Source organism: Spirosoma arboris (genome assembly GCF_009754945.1).
In the GTDB taxonomy this organism is placed as follows: Bacteria; Bacteroidota; Bacteroidia; order Cytophagales; family Spirosomataceae; genus Spirosoma; species Spirosoma arboris.
Map to the genome: position 1 here is coordinate 84,340 of NZ_WPIN01000025.1, position 16,656 is coordinate 100,995.

Sequence of the window (16,656 nt, forward strand, 5' to 3'; positions counted from 1 at the left end):
ATATGGCTATTGAGGATGTAGATCATGCTTATGAAAAAGAACTCGAACTTCATCTAAAATCCGTTTTGAAGTTTGAGCCTCAGATATTGTTTAGCCTTCATGATATTATTTTAAAAGCTAAAGGTGCTTATCCTTCATTAGTTAAAAAAATTCTCGATAGAGAACATATTCCTTATGTAATTGATAAAGCGGAATTAAAACAACAAAATTATTCTACTATATTTTCAGCGGCCCATCCAGCAGATTACGATTGGCGATTTACAGATGAATCTGTCAAAAACATAGTTGAACAATTGAAATCGTTAATATCAGGTGGTGACTCGATTGCCTTATTTGGTGTTGAAAGTTTATATAAATATTGCATATTAAATAATCTAAAAGCTGTTCTCTTCAATAAAAGTAAGTCCCTATTAAATGACTTAAAGAAGACAGGTTATAATGATGGATTAGTTGAACATGACCTATTTTATAGTTTAAATAAGTATAATAACTATTTTAAAGTTGTCATTGCAGATCCCCCATGGTATCAAGAATTTTACACTGCATTTATAGCCCGCAGTGCTGAAATGCTTTTACCTGGGGGATATTTATTTCTTAGTGTATTACCAGTTTACACCCGACCCACTGCTGCTAATGACAGGGATATAATTAAATCATTACTCCTTAATTTGGGGTTTACATTAATTAAGGAATATAATTCATTTTTTAGATATGAAACGCCTTCATTTGAAAATTTGTCTTTAAAGGAAGAAGGAATTAATCTAACTGAGTGGCGAACGGGTGATCTATGGATTTTTCAAAGGAATGAAAATCTTATAGTAAATATTCAAACGCCTAAACCAGAAAATGAGCCTGATTGGGTAGAGTTTATAATTAGGGATAAAAAGATAAAAGTAAGAAAAAATCATCAGAGTAAAAATAGTATTTTTTTTTATGAGCACGTCAGCCCTACTAGTAAAGTTCTAGCAGATGTTTCAAGACGTTCACCACTAAGAAGTTTTATAGATGTTTGGACATCAGACAATTATGCATTTAAAGTGTCAAGAACATCCCCTTTGATTGAATGTCTGCTTATATTTGAACAATCCAATTCACTTGACCAAGTGAAGATTTTTTTAGCAAAGAAGGAAAATGTCACTCAAGAAGAAGCGAAAAATTTACTTAATTTCTTAAATTTGCTTTTATAAATTCATAAATAGCATGGTTAGAATTGAGTATTCTCCTAAGGACAAAAACAAATGGTTAGATGCGTTACTCAACAATATAGAGTCACAAATCTCCTCTAATAACTTGCGGAATGAAGACTTAATAAAAGACATACTTTCTTTAAGAGTAAGTTTACATTTAGGGGTTTTTGTTGAACCTTATCTTCAATTAATATTAGATAGAAAAAAAACGCTTGAATCAAGATTTTCTGTAAACAAAGTATCCCCATATCGTCAAGTTTTTAAGGACGACATTTTACTACTAAAACGTTCAGGAGGTCCAATAATAGGAATTTGTCAAATTGATGAATCTTGGTCATATGTTTTAAATCCAGATTTATGGGAGGAAATTAAAGAAACTCATCATAAAGCCCTTTGTATTCAGGGGCCAGACTTTTGGATTCAAAAGAGAAAATCAAATTACGCTACTTTAATGAAGTTAAAAAACATTGAGCTTTTGGATAGCCCTATAAATTTTGTTAAAAGTGACCGTCGTGGTTGGATTAATTTATTACCACGTGATCACAAACAAACAATTAAATTATTTTAATGAACGTAATTATAGCACTTTCTGGGCAAATTGGTAGTGGAAAAACTTCAATTTCAAACGGTCTCGCTCAATTACTAAATTGGGATATCGTAAGTTTTGGAAATTACATTAGAAAAATAGCTTTGTCAAAGCAAATTGATATAACAAGAGAAAACTTACAGAATCTTGGCGAATCATTAGTTAGAGAAAATCCAGAGTCTTTCTGTTATTCCGTCTTAGAGCAAGAAAATAATTGGAAAAATAAATCATTTATTATTGAGGGAGTAAGGCATGAAATCGTATTAGATAAACTGATAAATATTGTTGTTCCTTCAACACTTTATCACATACATTTACTCGTTTCGAACATTGAAAGGGAAAGGCGAGTTATTTTGAGAGGTAATTTAAGTGATGACCTTAAGTCAATGCACATGCATCCTTCAGAAGCAGACGTTCATCAATTACTTTTCGATAGAGCAAATTTTATTGTAGATACAACGAATTTATCAGTTGAAGAAACATGTAGTAATATCTTTTCACATTTGAAAGCTAATAAAATAGCCCTATTATGAAGGTTTAATTCTAGGCTTTGATACTATCATTTGATGATTGCGAGACGAACGAAAGTGGTGTTCAGTTATTGGAATAGATTAAAACCGTTTCACTAAATTACTTCTTTTGGTGGAGCAATCTTATCAACTCATCAATCACTAACCACTGTATTGGAATAAAAAATACATTTAGCTATTGAGCAAGCTCGCAAGCGATTAGTTTGCCCACCAGATGAGGAGTAGATCATGCAAAAGCAATTGTTAATTGGGGTATCGAGCTGAGTATGAAAGTTGCAATTACGATAAAATTCGTTCAGAAAAAGCGTGTAGAGAGTCCAGTCCATGAACTACTAAAGTGAACGGATTTTTTGAACTCAAAAAGGGTATTTCCAGCCCCTTCCCTCCTATCTGACCACCGTTCAGAAAAACGTCCAATTCGAATCGGATAATCTGCCACTGTATCGTCCGGTTGACAACACACAATATGAGGCTCTTTTGCTGGGCTATCGAACTAGTCATCAGTTAACAAGGGATAGCTAACTATTCCTTTACTTGGCTTTATTGGTAAGCCAATGGATAATATTGAGTATAAATTGTCGGTTGTCATTTCCTGGTACATTCATGCCAAATTTTTCACCCTTTTCATCAACTTGCGCACTCAGGCAGGCCGCTTCGCCCAGCATCACCACGCGACCGGCTCCATAGTCGATGGAAAGTGCCTGACTCCAGCCTACGACCGAGACCGGGTCGGCAAACCGGGTGTAGGTTAGGCCATCAGCTTCCCAGATCGAATCAGGCCTTGCTTCCGTAGCGGTTGATCCCAACCTCAAAATAGGTTTAGCCAGCGAATCCCCTTTTAAGGACTGCCCAGTAAAGGTGACTACCCGGTTAAGCCCCTTATTGATCGGGTGGGCAGCTAGTAATTTGTTAGTTTTGGTAAACTCCAATTGATCTTTCCACAACTGGGTTTTATCAAAGTTTGCGGAATCGTTGACCGTTCCACCGCCCATTTGTACCCCAAACGCTGCGGCTAACTTTTGGGCGGCCATGCCAAAAGGATGATGATCTGTAATGAGTAATAAGGCTCCGCCTTTTTTTACCCAGTCGCTCACTGATTTACATTCTTTATCGGTGAACGCATCGGCTGCTTTATCGTCATGAAGTCCGCCTTTGGCATTCGCAATAATCAGCAAGGAATACTGGTCTAATAAGTCCGCCGTAAAAGGCGCTAGATTTGGCGTGACCTTGCACCCATCATGGGTGATCAGCGTGACGAATGGTTTAAACGTTCCTTGAGTAGTGTGTAGATTAAAATGCGCTTCGTCAAAAAGTACCTGTGGGGAATTGCTTGTGTAAAATGGAGCAGATACAGACGTATTATAATCGATGTCTGCTTTTTGTGATGCTTGGCAGCTATATAAGAGTACGACACTAACTACTAGCATACATTTTTTCGTAGTCATATCTTGGTGAGTTTACCGTCTCTAGTTAGTAGGAGGTAATAAATAAAGGAAGCCATTGCATGACAAAGCAGAATGATTGAAAGGGCAAAATAGCCGGATGAATCAGTCAAGTATCCCCTCGACAAATAGATAAGCAGCAATGACAGCCCCAGAGCTAAACTGAAGAGTGTCCATTTTAGGGGTTGCAATTGGCGAATCAGAGCAGTTTGGGTGAAAATTTTAACGAGTGCCTCTTCCGAAACGCCTTTTTCGATCAGTTTGGCTTTTAACTGGTCTTCAGACCTATTTTTGGCAAATGTTACCAGAGCATCAAGTACGAGGTAAAGGATGACTAAGGGAATAACGATCTCTACTAATTTGTCGGGGATAAGCGGATTATCCTGGTTAGATAATACCTCTGGACTAGGCTTAGTCTGGGCGTAGCAAATATGATAAACCAAGAGAAACCAACTGGTCAAGATGCCTTTTTTCATGCTGATCTATTTAGGCAATCAGACTGGTGAATCCGCAAAAAGTTGCACCCTAAGCCCGCAGAATTTTTGTTTTGTTGGCCTGCAACTTTTCACGGATCAACCTGTCCAATTACTTTTGGTAGCACCCGTGAAACAAACGAATGTTGATGAACAGTGGCTGATTGAGCAGGTTCTTTCGGGTGACCGAAAGGCCTTTGAAGGACTAATATGCCAATACGAAGGGTTGGTTCTCCATATCGTTTCGCCTTTGGTGGGTATCAATGCCGATCGGGAAGATGTTTGCCAAGACATATTTATGAAGGTATATGAGCACTTGGGAACGTTTCAGTTCAGGTCGAAATTATCTACCTGGATCGGCAACATTGCTTATCATACAAGTCTTAACTTTCTGCAAAAGAAACGAAACATACTGCTGGCTGATCTCTTCCCGGACAACCCAGAAACCGATTCAACCAATGAATCGGTTGGAAACAAATGGGAAGATGAAGCGTTGAATCCTGAACAGATTATTATAAAGGAACAGGAACTAACCTACTTAGCGGAGGCTATTGACCAATTGCCTGTTCTACAGAAGACGGTTTTGTTGTTATTTCATCAGGATGAGTTGAGCCTGGAAGAGATCAGTCAGATTCTTGACGTTCCTGTCAATACGATAAAGAGTTATTTGTTTCGAGCTAGAAAAGCCTTAAAGAAAACGCTACGGGATAAAATCAAAAACGATGAAAGCGGACAGAGACTATAGGTTAGGGGACGCGATTAAAAGCACGTATAAAACAGAACCTCTAGGCATCAACTTATCGGTTGTGGTTGCTCAAAAGGTGTTCGAAAAAACTCAGCCTGAAAGACCAGGTAAATGGTGGTTATTCTTTTCTCGCAGTCTTATCGTTCTAACATCAGTGATCTGTTGTTTGGTCTGTCTGCATCAACTAGCGATCCCGTCGTTCGTATTGGCATTCCTCATTTCGGTTACCTGTTATAGTTGGTTTTCAGTAAAGGAGCTTTCAACCGTTTTAATTCGTATGCAACGGTTGAAAGTTGACAGTTATTAAAAAGGATATATCTCTCAAAAATCGTTCAGGAAAACGTCGGTGACTGTTGCACAACGCTAATTGCCTAGTATTGAGATAGATGCCTATCTTGAGGTATGGTAGGCCAAAAACACACCGCTGCTCGACAAGGTCATAGGCTGCTTCTTGACCAATGTGTACCCCAACACAATCTATATCGACGCCTAAAACAGGGCATTGATCTGACATTTTTGTACGAAACGGTCAAGCTTTTCTATGGCAAATGCGGCCAAAAATCGATTGATCCCATTGCATTCATTAAACTAATGCTGGTGGGGCATTTGGAAAACCTTACCTCCGATCGAGCCATCATTCGCTGCTGCCAACTCCGATTGGACATCCTGTATTTCCTAGACTACGAGTTGGGAGAGGCCTTACCCTGGCATAGTACCCTATCGCGCACTCGGCAGCGTCTGCCCGAAAAAGTGTTTGAACGGTGTTTTGAGTATGTGTTGACACAGTGTGTTGAACTTGGGCTGGTCGATGGGCACACCCAGGCTATTGATGCTGCTTTCGTGGAAGCCAATGCTTCCTTAGACAAGTTAGAAGCCAAACCCTTAGCCAAGTGGACGCTGGAGAAAAATGAGCAGCCACTGGCTCAAGTTCCTGACCGAGTGTCGTTTATTAAAGCAAAACAGTACGTTAATCCCAAGAAAGTGACTCGTAATAATCACGTCTATTACAGTCCAAACGATTCCCAGGCCTGCTTGGCTACTAAGCCTAACAAGGCCTTTCGGCTTTATTATCTGGCCAGTATGGCTGTCGATTGTTCCCATCATGTAATCACCCACATTCAGGCCGACTTCGCCGATGAGAAAGATTCACGCCATCTAATGACCATCGTTGATCGAACCAGCAGGCGGTTGTCGACCCTGGACTTATCCTTGCGCTGTGTACTGGCGGATGCTGGTTTCAGCTCAGGGGAAAACTATGCCGCTTTAGAAAACCGACATATTGAGGCTTATATCCCTTTGTTTGGTCGCTACAATCGGGTTCGTGATCCGTTCACCTATGAGCCTTGGCAAGATCAATATCGCTGTAGTCATGGGGCTGTTTTACGAAATCACGGGATTGAGATGGCGGGTGGGTATGGCAATTATCAGTATATAGCTAGCTTTAGTGCGTGTCAAAACTGTCCCATTAAAGAAAGTTGCTGCGGCAAACGGGATCGTAAATCCTTGAGTGTGACGATGTATTACCGAGAGTATGAGCGGATGGTGGCTCGCCTGGCGAGTACGAAAGGAAAGCAGTTGAAAAAGCGACGTAGTGCGGTGGTTGAGCCAGTTTTCGGGAGCTTGCTAAACTACTTTGGGATGCATCGGACTTTAAGCAAAGGCAAAACGGGTGCTCACAAGCGAATGGTGATGGCGGCAACGGCTTATAATCTCAAGAAATGGCTGTTGGCCAAGCGCCGGCCTAAAGTGGTTACTCAAGTGTTGGCTTTGCATCCAGAGGACTCTTTTTTGCCTTTATTGGATGGTTAACTTCAATGGCTTCTCCATCCATATAAGAGTTGTGCAACAGTCACGTCGGTTTGTTTTTAGGATAACACAGTTCTGGGTTAATGAAATCACGCCGGAAATTAGTAAGCTAGTCGCTCGACTGACCATCCAAGCGCCATAGCGTATTTATTTGAACGCAGCTAAACCGATCGATCAACACCCGATGCAGTTTAGCTGCTTTTTATTTGTACCTACCTCATGTAGGGGTTTTCTTAGTAGTGGGAGCTCAAGGCCAGTACCCTGGAACGGGCCCGGAAAGAAGTACGCCGGGCGTCGCTACGCTAAGCGCTGCCCAGCGTTTTTAGTCTGTACCCAGTGTCCATTTGACGTAAACATTCGGTACTGTGAGAATGGAATTGATAGGTATACTATCAATTTCCGTAAACCTACCGACGTCAGTCCGAATTGGCTATGATGGTCACCACCCCGCCGTATGACCGTTACCCAGGCCCTTTCGATTACGATGCGTCAACAGGATACGCTGTTTCTACCCGATAACCATCATATCCATACCTATTGATTGTCATAGGCTAGCAGGCTACACTGATGCATATTTGTTCTCCCTACTTATTATGTAACAAATACTTAGCCGATGAATTATGCCAAAACAGTTATTTTCTTGGCCGATGACGACGAGGATGATCGATACTTTTTGCGCCAGTCGCTTCAGGAAGTCTACCCATCGGTGAGGGTCGTCGAAGCCCAGGATGGGAGCGAACTCCTAAACCTGCTGGATGCCTGGAGTCAGCAGCCAGCTCCCCAACCGGTACACCTGATCCTGCTCGACTGGAATATGCCCAAACTAAACGGGCTAGAGGCTTTAATGGCCATCAAAGCGAGTCCTTGGCTTCGACACATTCCAACCGTGATCCTCTCCACCTCCGCTGAGTCAACTCAGCAGAATAGAGCCTACCGAAGCGGTGCCAGCGGGTACCTGCAAAAGCCAGCCTCGTATGCTCACCTGAACCAGCTTGTCCGGTCGGTCAGTAGCTGTTTAGTCGGCGCGGCAGCCGATTAATCCGTAAATGGCTACTCAGATCAATCACCAACCGCTCCGCTTCGTCATTATAAAGTGGCGGAGCGGGGCTTTCGTATGTTGACGTAAGCGAGAGAGGGTATACCTAAAAAATTAAGGAGTACTTGGATAAACCTACCTACCGTTCGGTTTGAGTAACGAGCTACTATGGCAGCAAACAAAGCAACAACGTTGGCTTTTCTGGGCGGAGGTGGTGAGATGGGCGAACGGATGCGCGCCAAAGACTGGTCACAAACCGCCGTTGGTCCACCAGAGCAGTGGCCCCAGAGTCTTCGTACCACCGTCAGCACGTGCCTGAACGCCCATTCTCCCATCCTGATCTGGTGGGGACCCGAACAAATCATGCTCTATAACGATGCCTACCGGCTGATACTGAACGATAAACATCCTCACGCATTGGGTAGAAGAGGCCGGGACGTGTGGCCTGAAATCTGGTCTACCCTGGGTCTGATGCTCGAGAGAGTACTCACCCGGGGGGAAGCCGACTGGTCAGAAAATCAGTTGCTGATGATCAATCGGCACGGTCTCGCGGAAGCGGCCCACTTTAGTTATTCCCACAGCCCGATTTACGATGAATCAGATGGCATTGGGGGAGTCTTTTGCGTCATGATGGAAACGACCGACACGGTGCGGGCCGATCAGCACCAGCAGCAACTGGAGTGGGTCGGGCGGGAAAACGACCGAAACCTGGCTACCCTGTTTGAGCAGGCACCTGTCGGGGTGGCTATTCTGGGTTTAGGCGAAGATTTTACTATTGACGTAGCCAATCCCTTTTACCACGAACTCTGCGGACGAGCGGCCAACCAGTTGGTCGGCAAACCCCTGCTGGAGGCTCTGCCGGAACTGGCTGGACAGGGATTTGAAGAGCGATTGAGGCAGGTCATAGCCACGGGAGTCCCGTATGTAAGCCGGGAGACGCTCGTTCACCTGATTCGCAACGGCCAGTTGGAAACCCGCTACGTTGATTTTGTGTATCAGCCCCGCTACGAATCCGACCGATCCATTACGGGGGTCGTCATCATCGTAACCGATATCACCCAGGCGGTGCAGATGCGACAACGGGTAGAAAGCAATGAGCGGCTGCTGAGTGCCATCATTCAGCAAACACCCTTAGGCGTGGGCATCTTTCGCGGCCCCGAGTTTATCGTCGAATTAGCCAACCCGACCGTCTGCCAGTTCTGGGGGCGCACTCATCAGCAGGTGATGGGTAAACCTTTATTTAGGGCTTTACCCGAAGCCAGCGGGCAGGGGTTTGAAGAATTCCTTCAGGGCGTCTATACAACCGGAATTCCCTTCGAGGGCTACGAATTACCCGTTACCCTGGAGCGCAATGGTCAGTTGGAGACGGTGTACTTCGATTTTGTGTATGATGCTCTGCGAGACGTTGACGGGCACATCGAGCGCACGATGGTCGTTGCTACGGACGTCACTAGATCACGGGAAGCCCGGCAACTAATCGAAGCCAGTGAAGCTCGTCTACGCAATCTGTTTGCCCAGGCACCGGTGGCCATCGCTATTGTGCGTGGCCCCACGTTCATCGTTGAACTGGCTAATCCAGCCATCTGTACCCTCTGGAATCGCACTGAAGAACAACTCCTGGGCAAGCCGGTCTTCGCCGTACTGACCGAAAGCGCCGGGCAGGGGTTTGAGGAATTACTAGCTGGGGTGCTGAAAACGGGTGTGCCCTTTGTGGGTAGCGAACTACCCGTGCCCTTTCTGCGCGACGGACAGGCCCAAATCGTCTACGTTAACTTCGTGTACGAACCCCTACGCGACACCCCCGGTGGCCTCATCACTGGCGTCGTCGTGGTGGGAATGGACGTCACTGAACAGGTACTGACCCGCCAGCAGACTGAGCAACTCCTGCTTCAGGAGCGTGAGTTGAATGAGCTGAAGTCCAATTTCGTCACCCTGGCTTCGCATGAGTTCCGGACCCCCATGGGTACGATTCTTTCCTCGGCGTCGCTGATCGGGCGGTATGACGGCCCGGACGACGGGGGAAAACGGGAGCGTCACGTGCAGCGCATCAAATCGGAGGTGCATGGCCTGACGGGGCTGCTGAATGATTTTCTCTCGCTCAGCCAGCTGGAAGCGTCCACCCTGCACGGCCGGCCGCAGCCGATGAATATCGTCACCTTTTGCCAGGATATCATCGACGACATGAAGGCTTTAATTAAGCCCCGTCAGCGCATCGTCTATACCCATCGGTCGGGTGAACCCCTTATTTCGCTCGACGGCCAAATGCTTAAAAACATCCTGATCAATCTACTAGTCAACGCCAGTAAATACTCCGCTGATGGTAAAGAAATCGAACTAACAACGGCGGTTGAGGAGCAGCAGATCCGGCTAACGGTTCGGGATGAAGGCATCGGCATTCCGGATGCGGACAAAGACAAGCTGTTCATTAATTTTTTCCGGGCCCGCAACGTCAATCATGTTTCGGGCCCGGGCCTGGGCCTATACGTGGTCAAACGCTACGTCGATCTGATGGGCGGAACGGTTACCTTTACCAGTCAGATCGATTCGGGTACGGTCTTTACCGTTCGACTCCCGTTATCCCCGCTTCCCCTATGAAAACCATTTTGGTGATCGAAGATACGCCATCCATGCTGGAGAACATAACCGAAATTCTCCAGTTGGCCCCCTACCAGGTCGTGCAGGCGGCCAATGGCAAAGAAGGGATCGAACGGGCTCGTCAAGCCCGTCCGGACCTGATTCTGTGCGACATCCGAATGCCCGAACTCGATGGTTTCGGGGTCTTACACATCCTTCGTAAAGACCCTACGTTAGCCGGTATTCCCTTTATTTTTCTCACCGCTAAAGCGGAACCGGCAGATTTCCGGGTTGGGATGAATCTAGGGGCGGATGACTACCTGACCAAACCCTTCGATGACCTTACTCTGCTGGGTGCGGTGGAATTACGGCTAAAAAAAGGGGCGGACACACCGAATTCCCTAGCCGAGAACCCCAGTATAGGCCATCTGACGCGGGCCATTCTGGATGAGATGGGTGCCCGCCAGTCCCTATGCGATCACTACCCAACCACGCGGTATAACCGGAAACACCGCCTGTTTACAGAGGGGAATTCGCCGACCGCGTTGTATTTTATAAGTCAGGGGACGGGTAAACTCGTCCAAACGGATTCGCGTGGTAATGAGTATATCACGGGTCTGGTTGGCCCCGGTGATTTTGTGGGGTACCGAGCCCCACTGGACGATGCAACGTATCGTGAAACCGTCGAACTGCTGGAGGAAGCCCTGGTCTGCACGATTCCCCAGGCCGAGTTTATGACCCTTTTTTACAACCATCAAGCGGTGGCTGGCCAATTCATCCGAATGCTGGCGGGCGATGTCGCCGACCTTCAGGACCGGCTGCTAAAACTGGCGTATCAGTCGGTACGCAAACGGGTAGCCGAAGCCCTGCTGCTGGTTCAGCGAAAATTTTATCCGACTGTACCACCGGCCCACAATATGTCCTTGGCGATGACCCTCTCGCGCGAGAACTGGTCGCACTTAGTGGGAGCCTCGACCGAAACGGTCATTCGTATTCTGGGCGATTTACGGTCCGAAGGGTTAATCGAGATCAATACCAGCCAGATTACCCTGCTCGACATCGACAAACTGACCCGCCTGAAGCGTTAACCGCATGCTTTTAGGTCAATGCCATACTAATATTCCGAGGTCCGCTATTCTAGTTACCTTTGATTACGCACAAACCTAAAGGCGTACGCTGCTCATAAACTGAGTCTCATCAAGTCTGTGACTGACCGATCTCATCAAGGTTTCATTAGACCCCATGTAGCTTTACCGCATATAAAATATCATGCGCTCAACCGAAGTGAACGTTTGTTGAGAGGGACATCGTGTTGGTTTAAAAGGGTAGCCCGGTGCAAAAATGGGCGTTGATGAGCCGTCTATGCCCTATATTATCGCTCTATATGATGGTTTATAGACTGTTCCTATTAAATAGGTGTCCCGTTCCGCGTTGGCGTAGACAGCGTCCGCTATTTGTGGCAAATCCATCATCTAAGAATTGCACCCTTCTTCCAAATACGCGACTAGTTGATGGAGGTGGTGCTCAGCTATGGTTACATTTCGGGTTATCATAGCCAGATAGTTGGCCCGATCGCTGTCTTTAAGGGGCAGCAGTAATAAACTGGCCGCACTAGCGATGATACCAAAGCTGGCACGCAGATCATGTGAGGTTTGGTGTAACTGAACATCCAGATGCCTAATCGCGGGTATTGGCTGACGTGCTTTTAGCGGCTCCGAATCGGGGTTTGGCTGCTTCGGAGTACTATATAGGACATTTCTCTTGGTGACCTCGTTCGAGAGTCGGCCTAACTGCCGATAGGCTTGGTTAACTACTAGGGACTGCGTATGGGGATATAGTGCCAGAAACTGTTGGATTTCCAGGTCTACGATGTCGTAGAAGTTGGTTAGCTCCGTGATTACCTTAGCCAAGGTGTAGCCCTCTGGCCAGCGATGGGATTCATACGGGTCTGGGGGCTCAACCCGTTCACGCGCTTTAGGCTCGTCCGTAATGCGTTGCGGAAACAGATCTAGTAGGCCTCGTCGTTGATCCGTACCGGCCTGGATGTAACCAGCTTCACTAGGCGAGTAGGTAGCTTCCCACTGGTTGATGATAGGCTCCCGACGGCCCCGTAAATAGGCACTTAATTGCCCACATTGGCGTATGTAATCATCGACTGGTGTAGCCATGGAGTAAGCATTTATCAAAAAAGGAATAGAATCAAGCGTTTACTGCTTGCTATAGGAAGTACTGTTTAGTAAGGCCACTGAGGTTGTTCAAGGGTCAGGGCGGCAATAACGAATCCAGCAACTCAACCACCGCTTCCAGTCCGACGGGTTTGACCAGGTGCCCGTTAAAACTAGCTTCCTGGCTTCGCCGTTTGTCGCCAGCTTGCCCATACCCAGTCAGGGCGATTAGGATTACGTCACGACCCCAAGGCTGCTGGCGAATCAGGCGGGCCGTTTCGTAGCCATCCAGTCCCGGCATGCCAATGTCGAGCAACACCACCTCCGGCTGTAGACGCTCAGCGGCCTCCATTGCTTGCTCGCCAGTATAGCGAACATCAACGGTATGACCGCTCATCTCCAGGAGTAAGGCGAAGGTATCCGCCGCATCGGGATTATCATCCACCACTAAAATTCGGCGACCAGGGGTGCTCGACAGGCTCGGTACGGAAGTCGGCTCCAGGGGTTGGACGGAGCTAGTTGTACTGGGCAAATAAACCAGGAATTCACTCCCCTGCCCCAGTCCCCCACTCTGGGCTTCCACTCGCCCACCATGCAGCTCCACGAGGCGTTTGACCAGCGTCAGCCCTAGGCCCAGCCCACCCCTAAAACGGGCCAGTGAATTGTCGACCTGCGCAAACAACTCAAAAATGCGTTCTTGCTGGTCGGCTGCTAGACCAATGCCATTATCGCGCACGCTCAACCGAACCTGATTCCCCACCTGGTCCAGCTCAACCCAGACCTGACCTCCCTCCAGGGTGTACCGGGCAGCATTCGTCAGCAGGTTGGTCACTACCTGCGTCAAGCGGATGGCATCACCTAACACATACAGGGGCTCAGTTGGCACAGACACCGACAACTCCCGGGGCAGCGACTCATACAGGGGGCGTACGGTATCTACAGCATGCGTTAGCAGGGTTCCCACATCCAGCAGGGCTGGCTGCAAAGCAATCTTTCCCTGATTGATCCGGCTCACATCCAGTAGATCATCCACCAGGCGAACCAATTGATCCACCTGACGGCTCATTACGGCGATAGCCGAGCTTATTGGCTCATTTTGTGCTGGACTCAATTGAAGCAGTTGTAAGGTATGCCGAACCGGGGCCAGTGGATTGCGCAATTCATGGGCTAGCATGGCCAAAAATTCGTCTTTCCGTCGATCCGACTCCCGCAGGACGCCTTCGGCGGCCTTGCGCCGGGTGATATCCCGGGCCACTGTGGAGACGCCAATGACCTGCCCGGCGGCATCCTTCACGGGCGAGAGCACCACTTCCAGGTCTAGGGTCTGCCCGGCTTTGTTGACCCGGATGGTTTCATAAGTTTCAACCCGCTGGGCCTGCTTGATTTTCTCTGTATCGCGCAAGACCTTGACCAGGTCCTGGGGTAAGGTCAATAGGCTCAGGGGTTGGCCAATAACCTCCCCCGCCGAGTAGCCGTAGAGCGCTTCAGACGCCTGGTTCCAACTAGTGATGATCCCGTTAAAATTGACCGTCAGCACCGAATCCTGCGAAGATTCGACAATGGAGGCTAGAAACGAATGGGCTTCTTCGGCCTGTTTGCGCGCTGTGATATCGACAAAGGTCAGTACCAGGCCATTGATGCGGTCATCGATCGTGCGGTAAGGCAACACCCGTCCCATAAACACGCGGCCGTCCGTCGAGCTGACTTCCCGCTCGATGGGTTGGAGCGTGGCCAGCACCGTTTCGGCATCGGCCTGCATCTGGGGATAGTCTAGTCGACTGGTAATGTCGCTCAGGGGCCGCCCCGTATCGGTGGCAATCAAATTAAAAATAGTCCGCGTAGTGGGTGTAAAGAGGTTAACCCGCAGACTGCGGTCCAGAAACAAAGTGGCAATGTCGGTCGCATTAATCAGGTTCTGCAGGTTGTTGCCGGCCAGCGAAATCTCGTCTACTTTTATTTTTAGCTCCTGGTTGATCGTCGTGAGTTCTTCGTTGATCGACTGAAGCTCTTCCTTACTGGTCTCTAACTCTTCGGCCGACGAGCGCAACTCCTCGTTGATGGCCTGCAACTCTTCGTTGGCGGCTTTTAATTCCTCGGCCTGGAGTTCATGGTGCTCGTTGGCCAGCCGGAGCTGCGCCTTAACTCGAATCAATTCTTCTTCCAACTGATGGGCCACGGGCTCGATTGGGGGACGCTCACGGGCTGGTTCGCTCGCTTCATCAGTCGTCGGCTCAAAGAGAACCAACATAAAGCCCCGAGCTGGATTGCCGGGGGCAGGGTCCCCATCGCCTAGTACCGGACGGACGTGGAGAGTAATCGTCTGCACCTGGCCCTCCAGACGCCCTTTAAGGTGGGGGATTACTACAGGGGTCCGCTGCTGAGCGGCCCGGTAAAAAGCCGACCGAAGGTCCAGCCGCAGGTCGGGCTGGATGAGTTGGAGTAGATTTTTGGTCGGCTCGCCCCCCCCCATTTGGAGGTAACGACCCGCCCGCTCGGACATATGGAGGATATCGAAGGCCTCATTGACCAGGATGGAGGGGGGGGCATACTGCTCCAGAACCTGGTGGTGCAACTCGCCGTAACTTAGACGCCCGTTTGCCGGGTTTTCATTGGCCGGATCGGCTTCCGCCCCCCGTTTTTGGGCGGTGTCTAGCCCGGTACTGATCTCGGGCACGGGATAGGCGCGGGGCCCCACGGATCGACTCTGAAACAGGTGGTGCTCCCGGTTGAGGGGGACATACAGATCCGGTTTCCCGTCGGTGGTTTCGGCCATTCCTAACAGCAAATACCCCCCCGGATTGAGCGCAAAGTGAAACGTCTCCAGGGCCCGCTGCTGGGCCGTTTGATTGAAGTAAATGAGCAGATTTCGGCAGCTCACTAGATGCAGCCGGGAAAAGGGCGGGTCTTTGAGCACATTATGGTGGGCAAATAACACCATCTCCCGAATCTCAGGCCGAATGCGGTATTCCTCCCCTTCCTTGGTAAAAAAGCGGCGCAACCGCTCGGGTGATACGTCGGCCGCATCGTTGAGGGTATAGAGCCCTTCGCGGGCGGTGGCCAGCGCGGTCTCATCCAGGTCAGTGGCAAAGATCTGTACCGCTGGCGCATCAACTACGTCCAGCGTCCGTTCGGCACAGAGCATGGCCAGGGTGTACGCCTCTTCGCCCGTGGCGCAGCCCGCCACCCAGATGCGCAGGATGTTATCCTTGGTTTTGACATGGGTGAGTAGGGGCAAAATTTGATGCTCCAGGGTGGTGAAGACGGGGCTGTCGCGAAAAAAATTGGTAACCGAGATCAACAGATCTTTCAGCAGTGCCTGGATCTCCTCGGGATGTTCCCGAAGGAAGCTCACGTAAGCGGGCAGGTCGGGCAAGTTGCGCACGTTGATACGACGCTCGATTCGCCTAAGCATGGTGGGGCGCTTGTAATTGGTAAAGTCGTGGCCGGTGCGCATTCGCAACTGGGTAAATACCTCGCGTAGCGCTTGCTGGGGCTCGTCAAAACCCGGTTGGGATTCCGGGGAGATAACCAGGGTTTCCCGGCCCAACCGGTAGGCCAGCAATCGGGCCGGTATCTCGGCCACGGGCAGAATATCATCCACCAGATCAGTAGCGATGGCATGGCGGGGCATCTCGTTAAAAGCAGCCTCGCGGGGATTCTGCACAAAGACCGCTCCGCCCCGCTCCTTGATGCGCTTGAGGCCCATGGAGCCGTTGGCCCCCGTACCCGAGAGGATTACTCCGATCGCCCGCTCCTGATGCGACTCCGCTAAGGTACGAAAGAAAATATCCACCGGTGCCCGCCGATCTTCGATCTGAATATTGGGGAGTACCACCAGCTGCCCATCATCCATTTGCAGGTGCTTACTGGGCGGTACGACATAGATATGATTGGCGATGACCCGCACCCGCTGCTCCACCTTATGAACAGGAATGATGGCCACGCCCTGTAGAATTTGGGTCAACTGGCTGTCATAATCGGGCGACAGGTGCAGGATCACCACGTAGGCTAGGCCTGAATCGGGGGTCACCTGCTTAAAAAATTGGGTCAGTGCTTCGACGCCCCCCGCGGAGGCCCCGATGCCCACGATGATCGTCTCCGCTGGCGTGGGT

The 16,656-nt window shown here is 48.8% G+C and carries 12 protein-coding genes; 8 read left to right on the plus strand and 4 right to left on the minus strand.

The window, feature by feature from the left end; translation table 11 throughout:
- Nucleotides 1-2 precede the first annotated feature (2 nt).
- Genes GO755_RS37055 through GO755_RS37065 form a run of 3 tightly spaced genes read left to right on the plus strand, consistent with a single transcriptional unit; the run spans nucleotide 3 to nucleotide 2,306 of the window.
- Entirely contained in the window at nucleotides 3-1,187 is a 1,185-nt protein-coding gene (locus GO755_RS37055) for a hypothetical protein (RefSeq protein ID WP_157590485.1), read from the plus strand.
- 13 nt (nucleotides 1,188-1,200) lie between these two features.
- Nucleotides 1,201-1,755, plus strand: coding sequence for an ASCH domain-containing protein (locus GO755_RS37060; protein WP_157590486.1), 555 nt, complete (start codon nucleotides 1,201-1,203; stop codon nucleotides 1,753-1,755).
- Nucleotides 1,755-2,306 carry an AAA family ATPase gene (locus GO755_RS37065; protein ID WP_157590487.1) on the plus strand — a complete coding sequence of 184 codons (552 nt, stop codon included), beginning with the start codon at nucleotides 1,755-1,757 and terminating at the stop codon, nucleotides 2,304-2,306. Before GO755_RS37060 ends, GO755_RS37065 begins: the two co-directional genes overlap by 1 nt.
- Nucleotides 2,307-2,833: 527 nt before the next feature.
- Here GO755_RS37065 and GO755_RS37070 read toward each other — a convergent pair.
- Both GO755_RS37070 and GO755_RS37075 read right to left on the minus strand, forming a co-directional pair.
- The gene (locus tag GO755_RS37070) at nucleotides 2,834-3,748 is read right to left on the minus strand and encodes a hypothetical protein (protein ID WP_157590488.1); all 915 of its coding nucleotides are present in this window, start codon (nucleotides 3,746-3,748) and stop codon (nucleotides 2,834-2,836) included.
- Complete coding sequence (locus GO755_RS37075; RefSeq protein WP_157590489.1) at nucleotides 3,745-4,221, minus strand: hypothetical protein; 477 nt, start codon at nucleotides 4,219-4,221, stop codon at nucleotides 3,745-3,747. Before GO755_RS37075 ends, GO755_RS37070 begins: the two co-directional genes overlap by 4 nt.
- Here GO755_RS37075 and GO755_RS37080 point away from each other — a divergent pair.
- The 5 genes from GO755_RS37080 to GO755_RS37100 all read left to right on the plus strand — a co-directional run bounded on the left by GO755_RS37080 (nucleotide 4,220) and on the right by GO755_RS37100 (nucleotide 11,467).
- Nucleotides 4,220-4,963, plus strand: coding sequence for an RNA polymerase sigma factor (locus GO755_RS37080; RefSeq protein ID WP_198175046.1), 744 nt, complete (start codon nucleotides 4,220-4,222; stop codon nucleotides 4,961-4,963). The two genes, GO755_RS37075 and GO755_RS37080, sit on opposite strands and share 2 nt — an antisense overlap.
- Before the next feature lie 402 nt (nucleotides 4,964-5,365).
- Entirely contained in the window at nucleotides 5,366-6,772 is a 1,407-nt protein-coding gene (locus GO755_RS37085) for a transposase (protein WP_157590491.1), read from the plus strand.
- A gap of 610 nt (nucleotides 6,773-7,382) precedes the next feature.
- Nucleotides 7,383-7,808 (plus strand): response regulator, encoded by a 426-nt coding sequence (locus GO755_RS37090; RefSeq protein WP_157590492.1) that lies wholly within the window; start codon nucleotides 7,383-7,385, stop codon nucleotides 7,806-7,808.
- 165 nt (nucleotides 7,809-7,973) lie between these two features.
- Complete coding sequence (locus GO755_RS37095; RefSeq protein WP_157590493.1) at nucleotides 7,974-10,400, plus strand: PAS domain-containing sensor histidine kinase; 2,427 nt, start codon at nucleotides 7,974-7,976, stop codon at nucleotides 10,398-10,400.
- A complete protein-coding gene (locus tag GO755_RS37100) occupies nucleotides 10,397-11,467 on the plus strand; it encodes a response regulator (protein WP_157590494.1) in 1,071 nt (356 codons plus the stop codon). Before GO755_RS37095 ends, GO755_RS37100 begins: the two co-directional genes overlap by 4 nt.
- Nucleotides 11,468-11,851: 384 nt before the next feature.
- On the opposite strand, the gene GO755_RS37105 is transcribed toward GO755_RS37100, so the two are convergent.
- Nucleotides 11,852-12,547: a hypothetical protein gene (locus GO755_RS37105; RefSeq protein ID WP_157590495.1), complete on the minus strand. Its 696-nt coding sequence runs from the start codon at nucleotides 12,545-12,547 to the stop codon at nucleotides 11,852-11,854.
- 94 nt (nucleotides 12,548-12,641) lie between these two features.
- A complete protein-coding gene (locus GO755_RS37110; protein ID WP_317166034.1) occupies nucleotides 12,642-16,631 on the minus strand; it encodes a CheR family methyltransferase in 3,990 nt (1,329 codons plus the stop codon).
- Nucleotides 16,632-16,656 lie beyond the last annotated feature (25 nt).

Coding starts and splice junctions, on each gene's coding strand:
- GO755_RS37055 (WP_157590485.1), top strand. CDS start 3: ATGGCTATTGAGGATGTAGATCATGCTTATGAAAAAGAACTCGAACTT.
- GO755_RS37060 (WP_157590486.1), top strand. CDS start 1,201: ATGGTTAGAATTGAGTATTCTCCTAAGGACAAAAACAAATGGTTAGAT.
- GO755_RS37065 (WP_157590487.1), top strand. CDS start 1,755: ATGAACGTAATTATAGCACTTTCTGGGCAAATTGGTAGTGGAAAAACT.
- GO755_RS37070 (WP_157590488.1), bottom strand. CDS start 3,748: ATGACTACGAAAAAATGTATGCTAGTAGTTAGTGTCGTACTCTTATAT.
- GO755_RS37080 (WP_198175046.1), top strand. CDS start 4,220: ATGCTGATCTATTTAGGCAATCAGACTGGTGAATCCGCAAAAAGTTGC.
- GO755_RS37075 (WP_157590489.1), bottom strand. CDS start 4,221: ATGAAAAAAGGCATCTTGACCAGTTGGTTTCTCTTGGTTTATCATATT.
- GO755_RS37085 (WP_157590491.1), top strand. CDS start 5,366: ATGGTAGGCCAAAAACACACCGCTGCTCGACAAGGTCATAGGCTGCTT.
- GO755_RS37090 (WP_157590492.1), top strand. CDS start 7,383: ATGAATTATGCCAAAACAGTTATTTTCTTGGCCGATGACGACGAGGAT.
- GO755_RS37095 (WP_157590493.1), top strand. CDS start 7,974: ATGGCAGCAAACAAAGCAACAACGTTGGCTTTTCTGGGCGGAGGTGGT.
- GO755_RS37100 (WP_157590494.1), top strand. CDS start 10,397: ATGAAAACCATTTTGGTGATCGAAGATACGCCATCCATGCTGGAGAAC.
- GO755_RS37105 (WP_157590495.1), bottom strand. CDS start 12,547: ATGGCTACACCAGTCGATGATTACATACGCCAATGTGGGCAATTAAGT.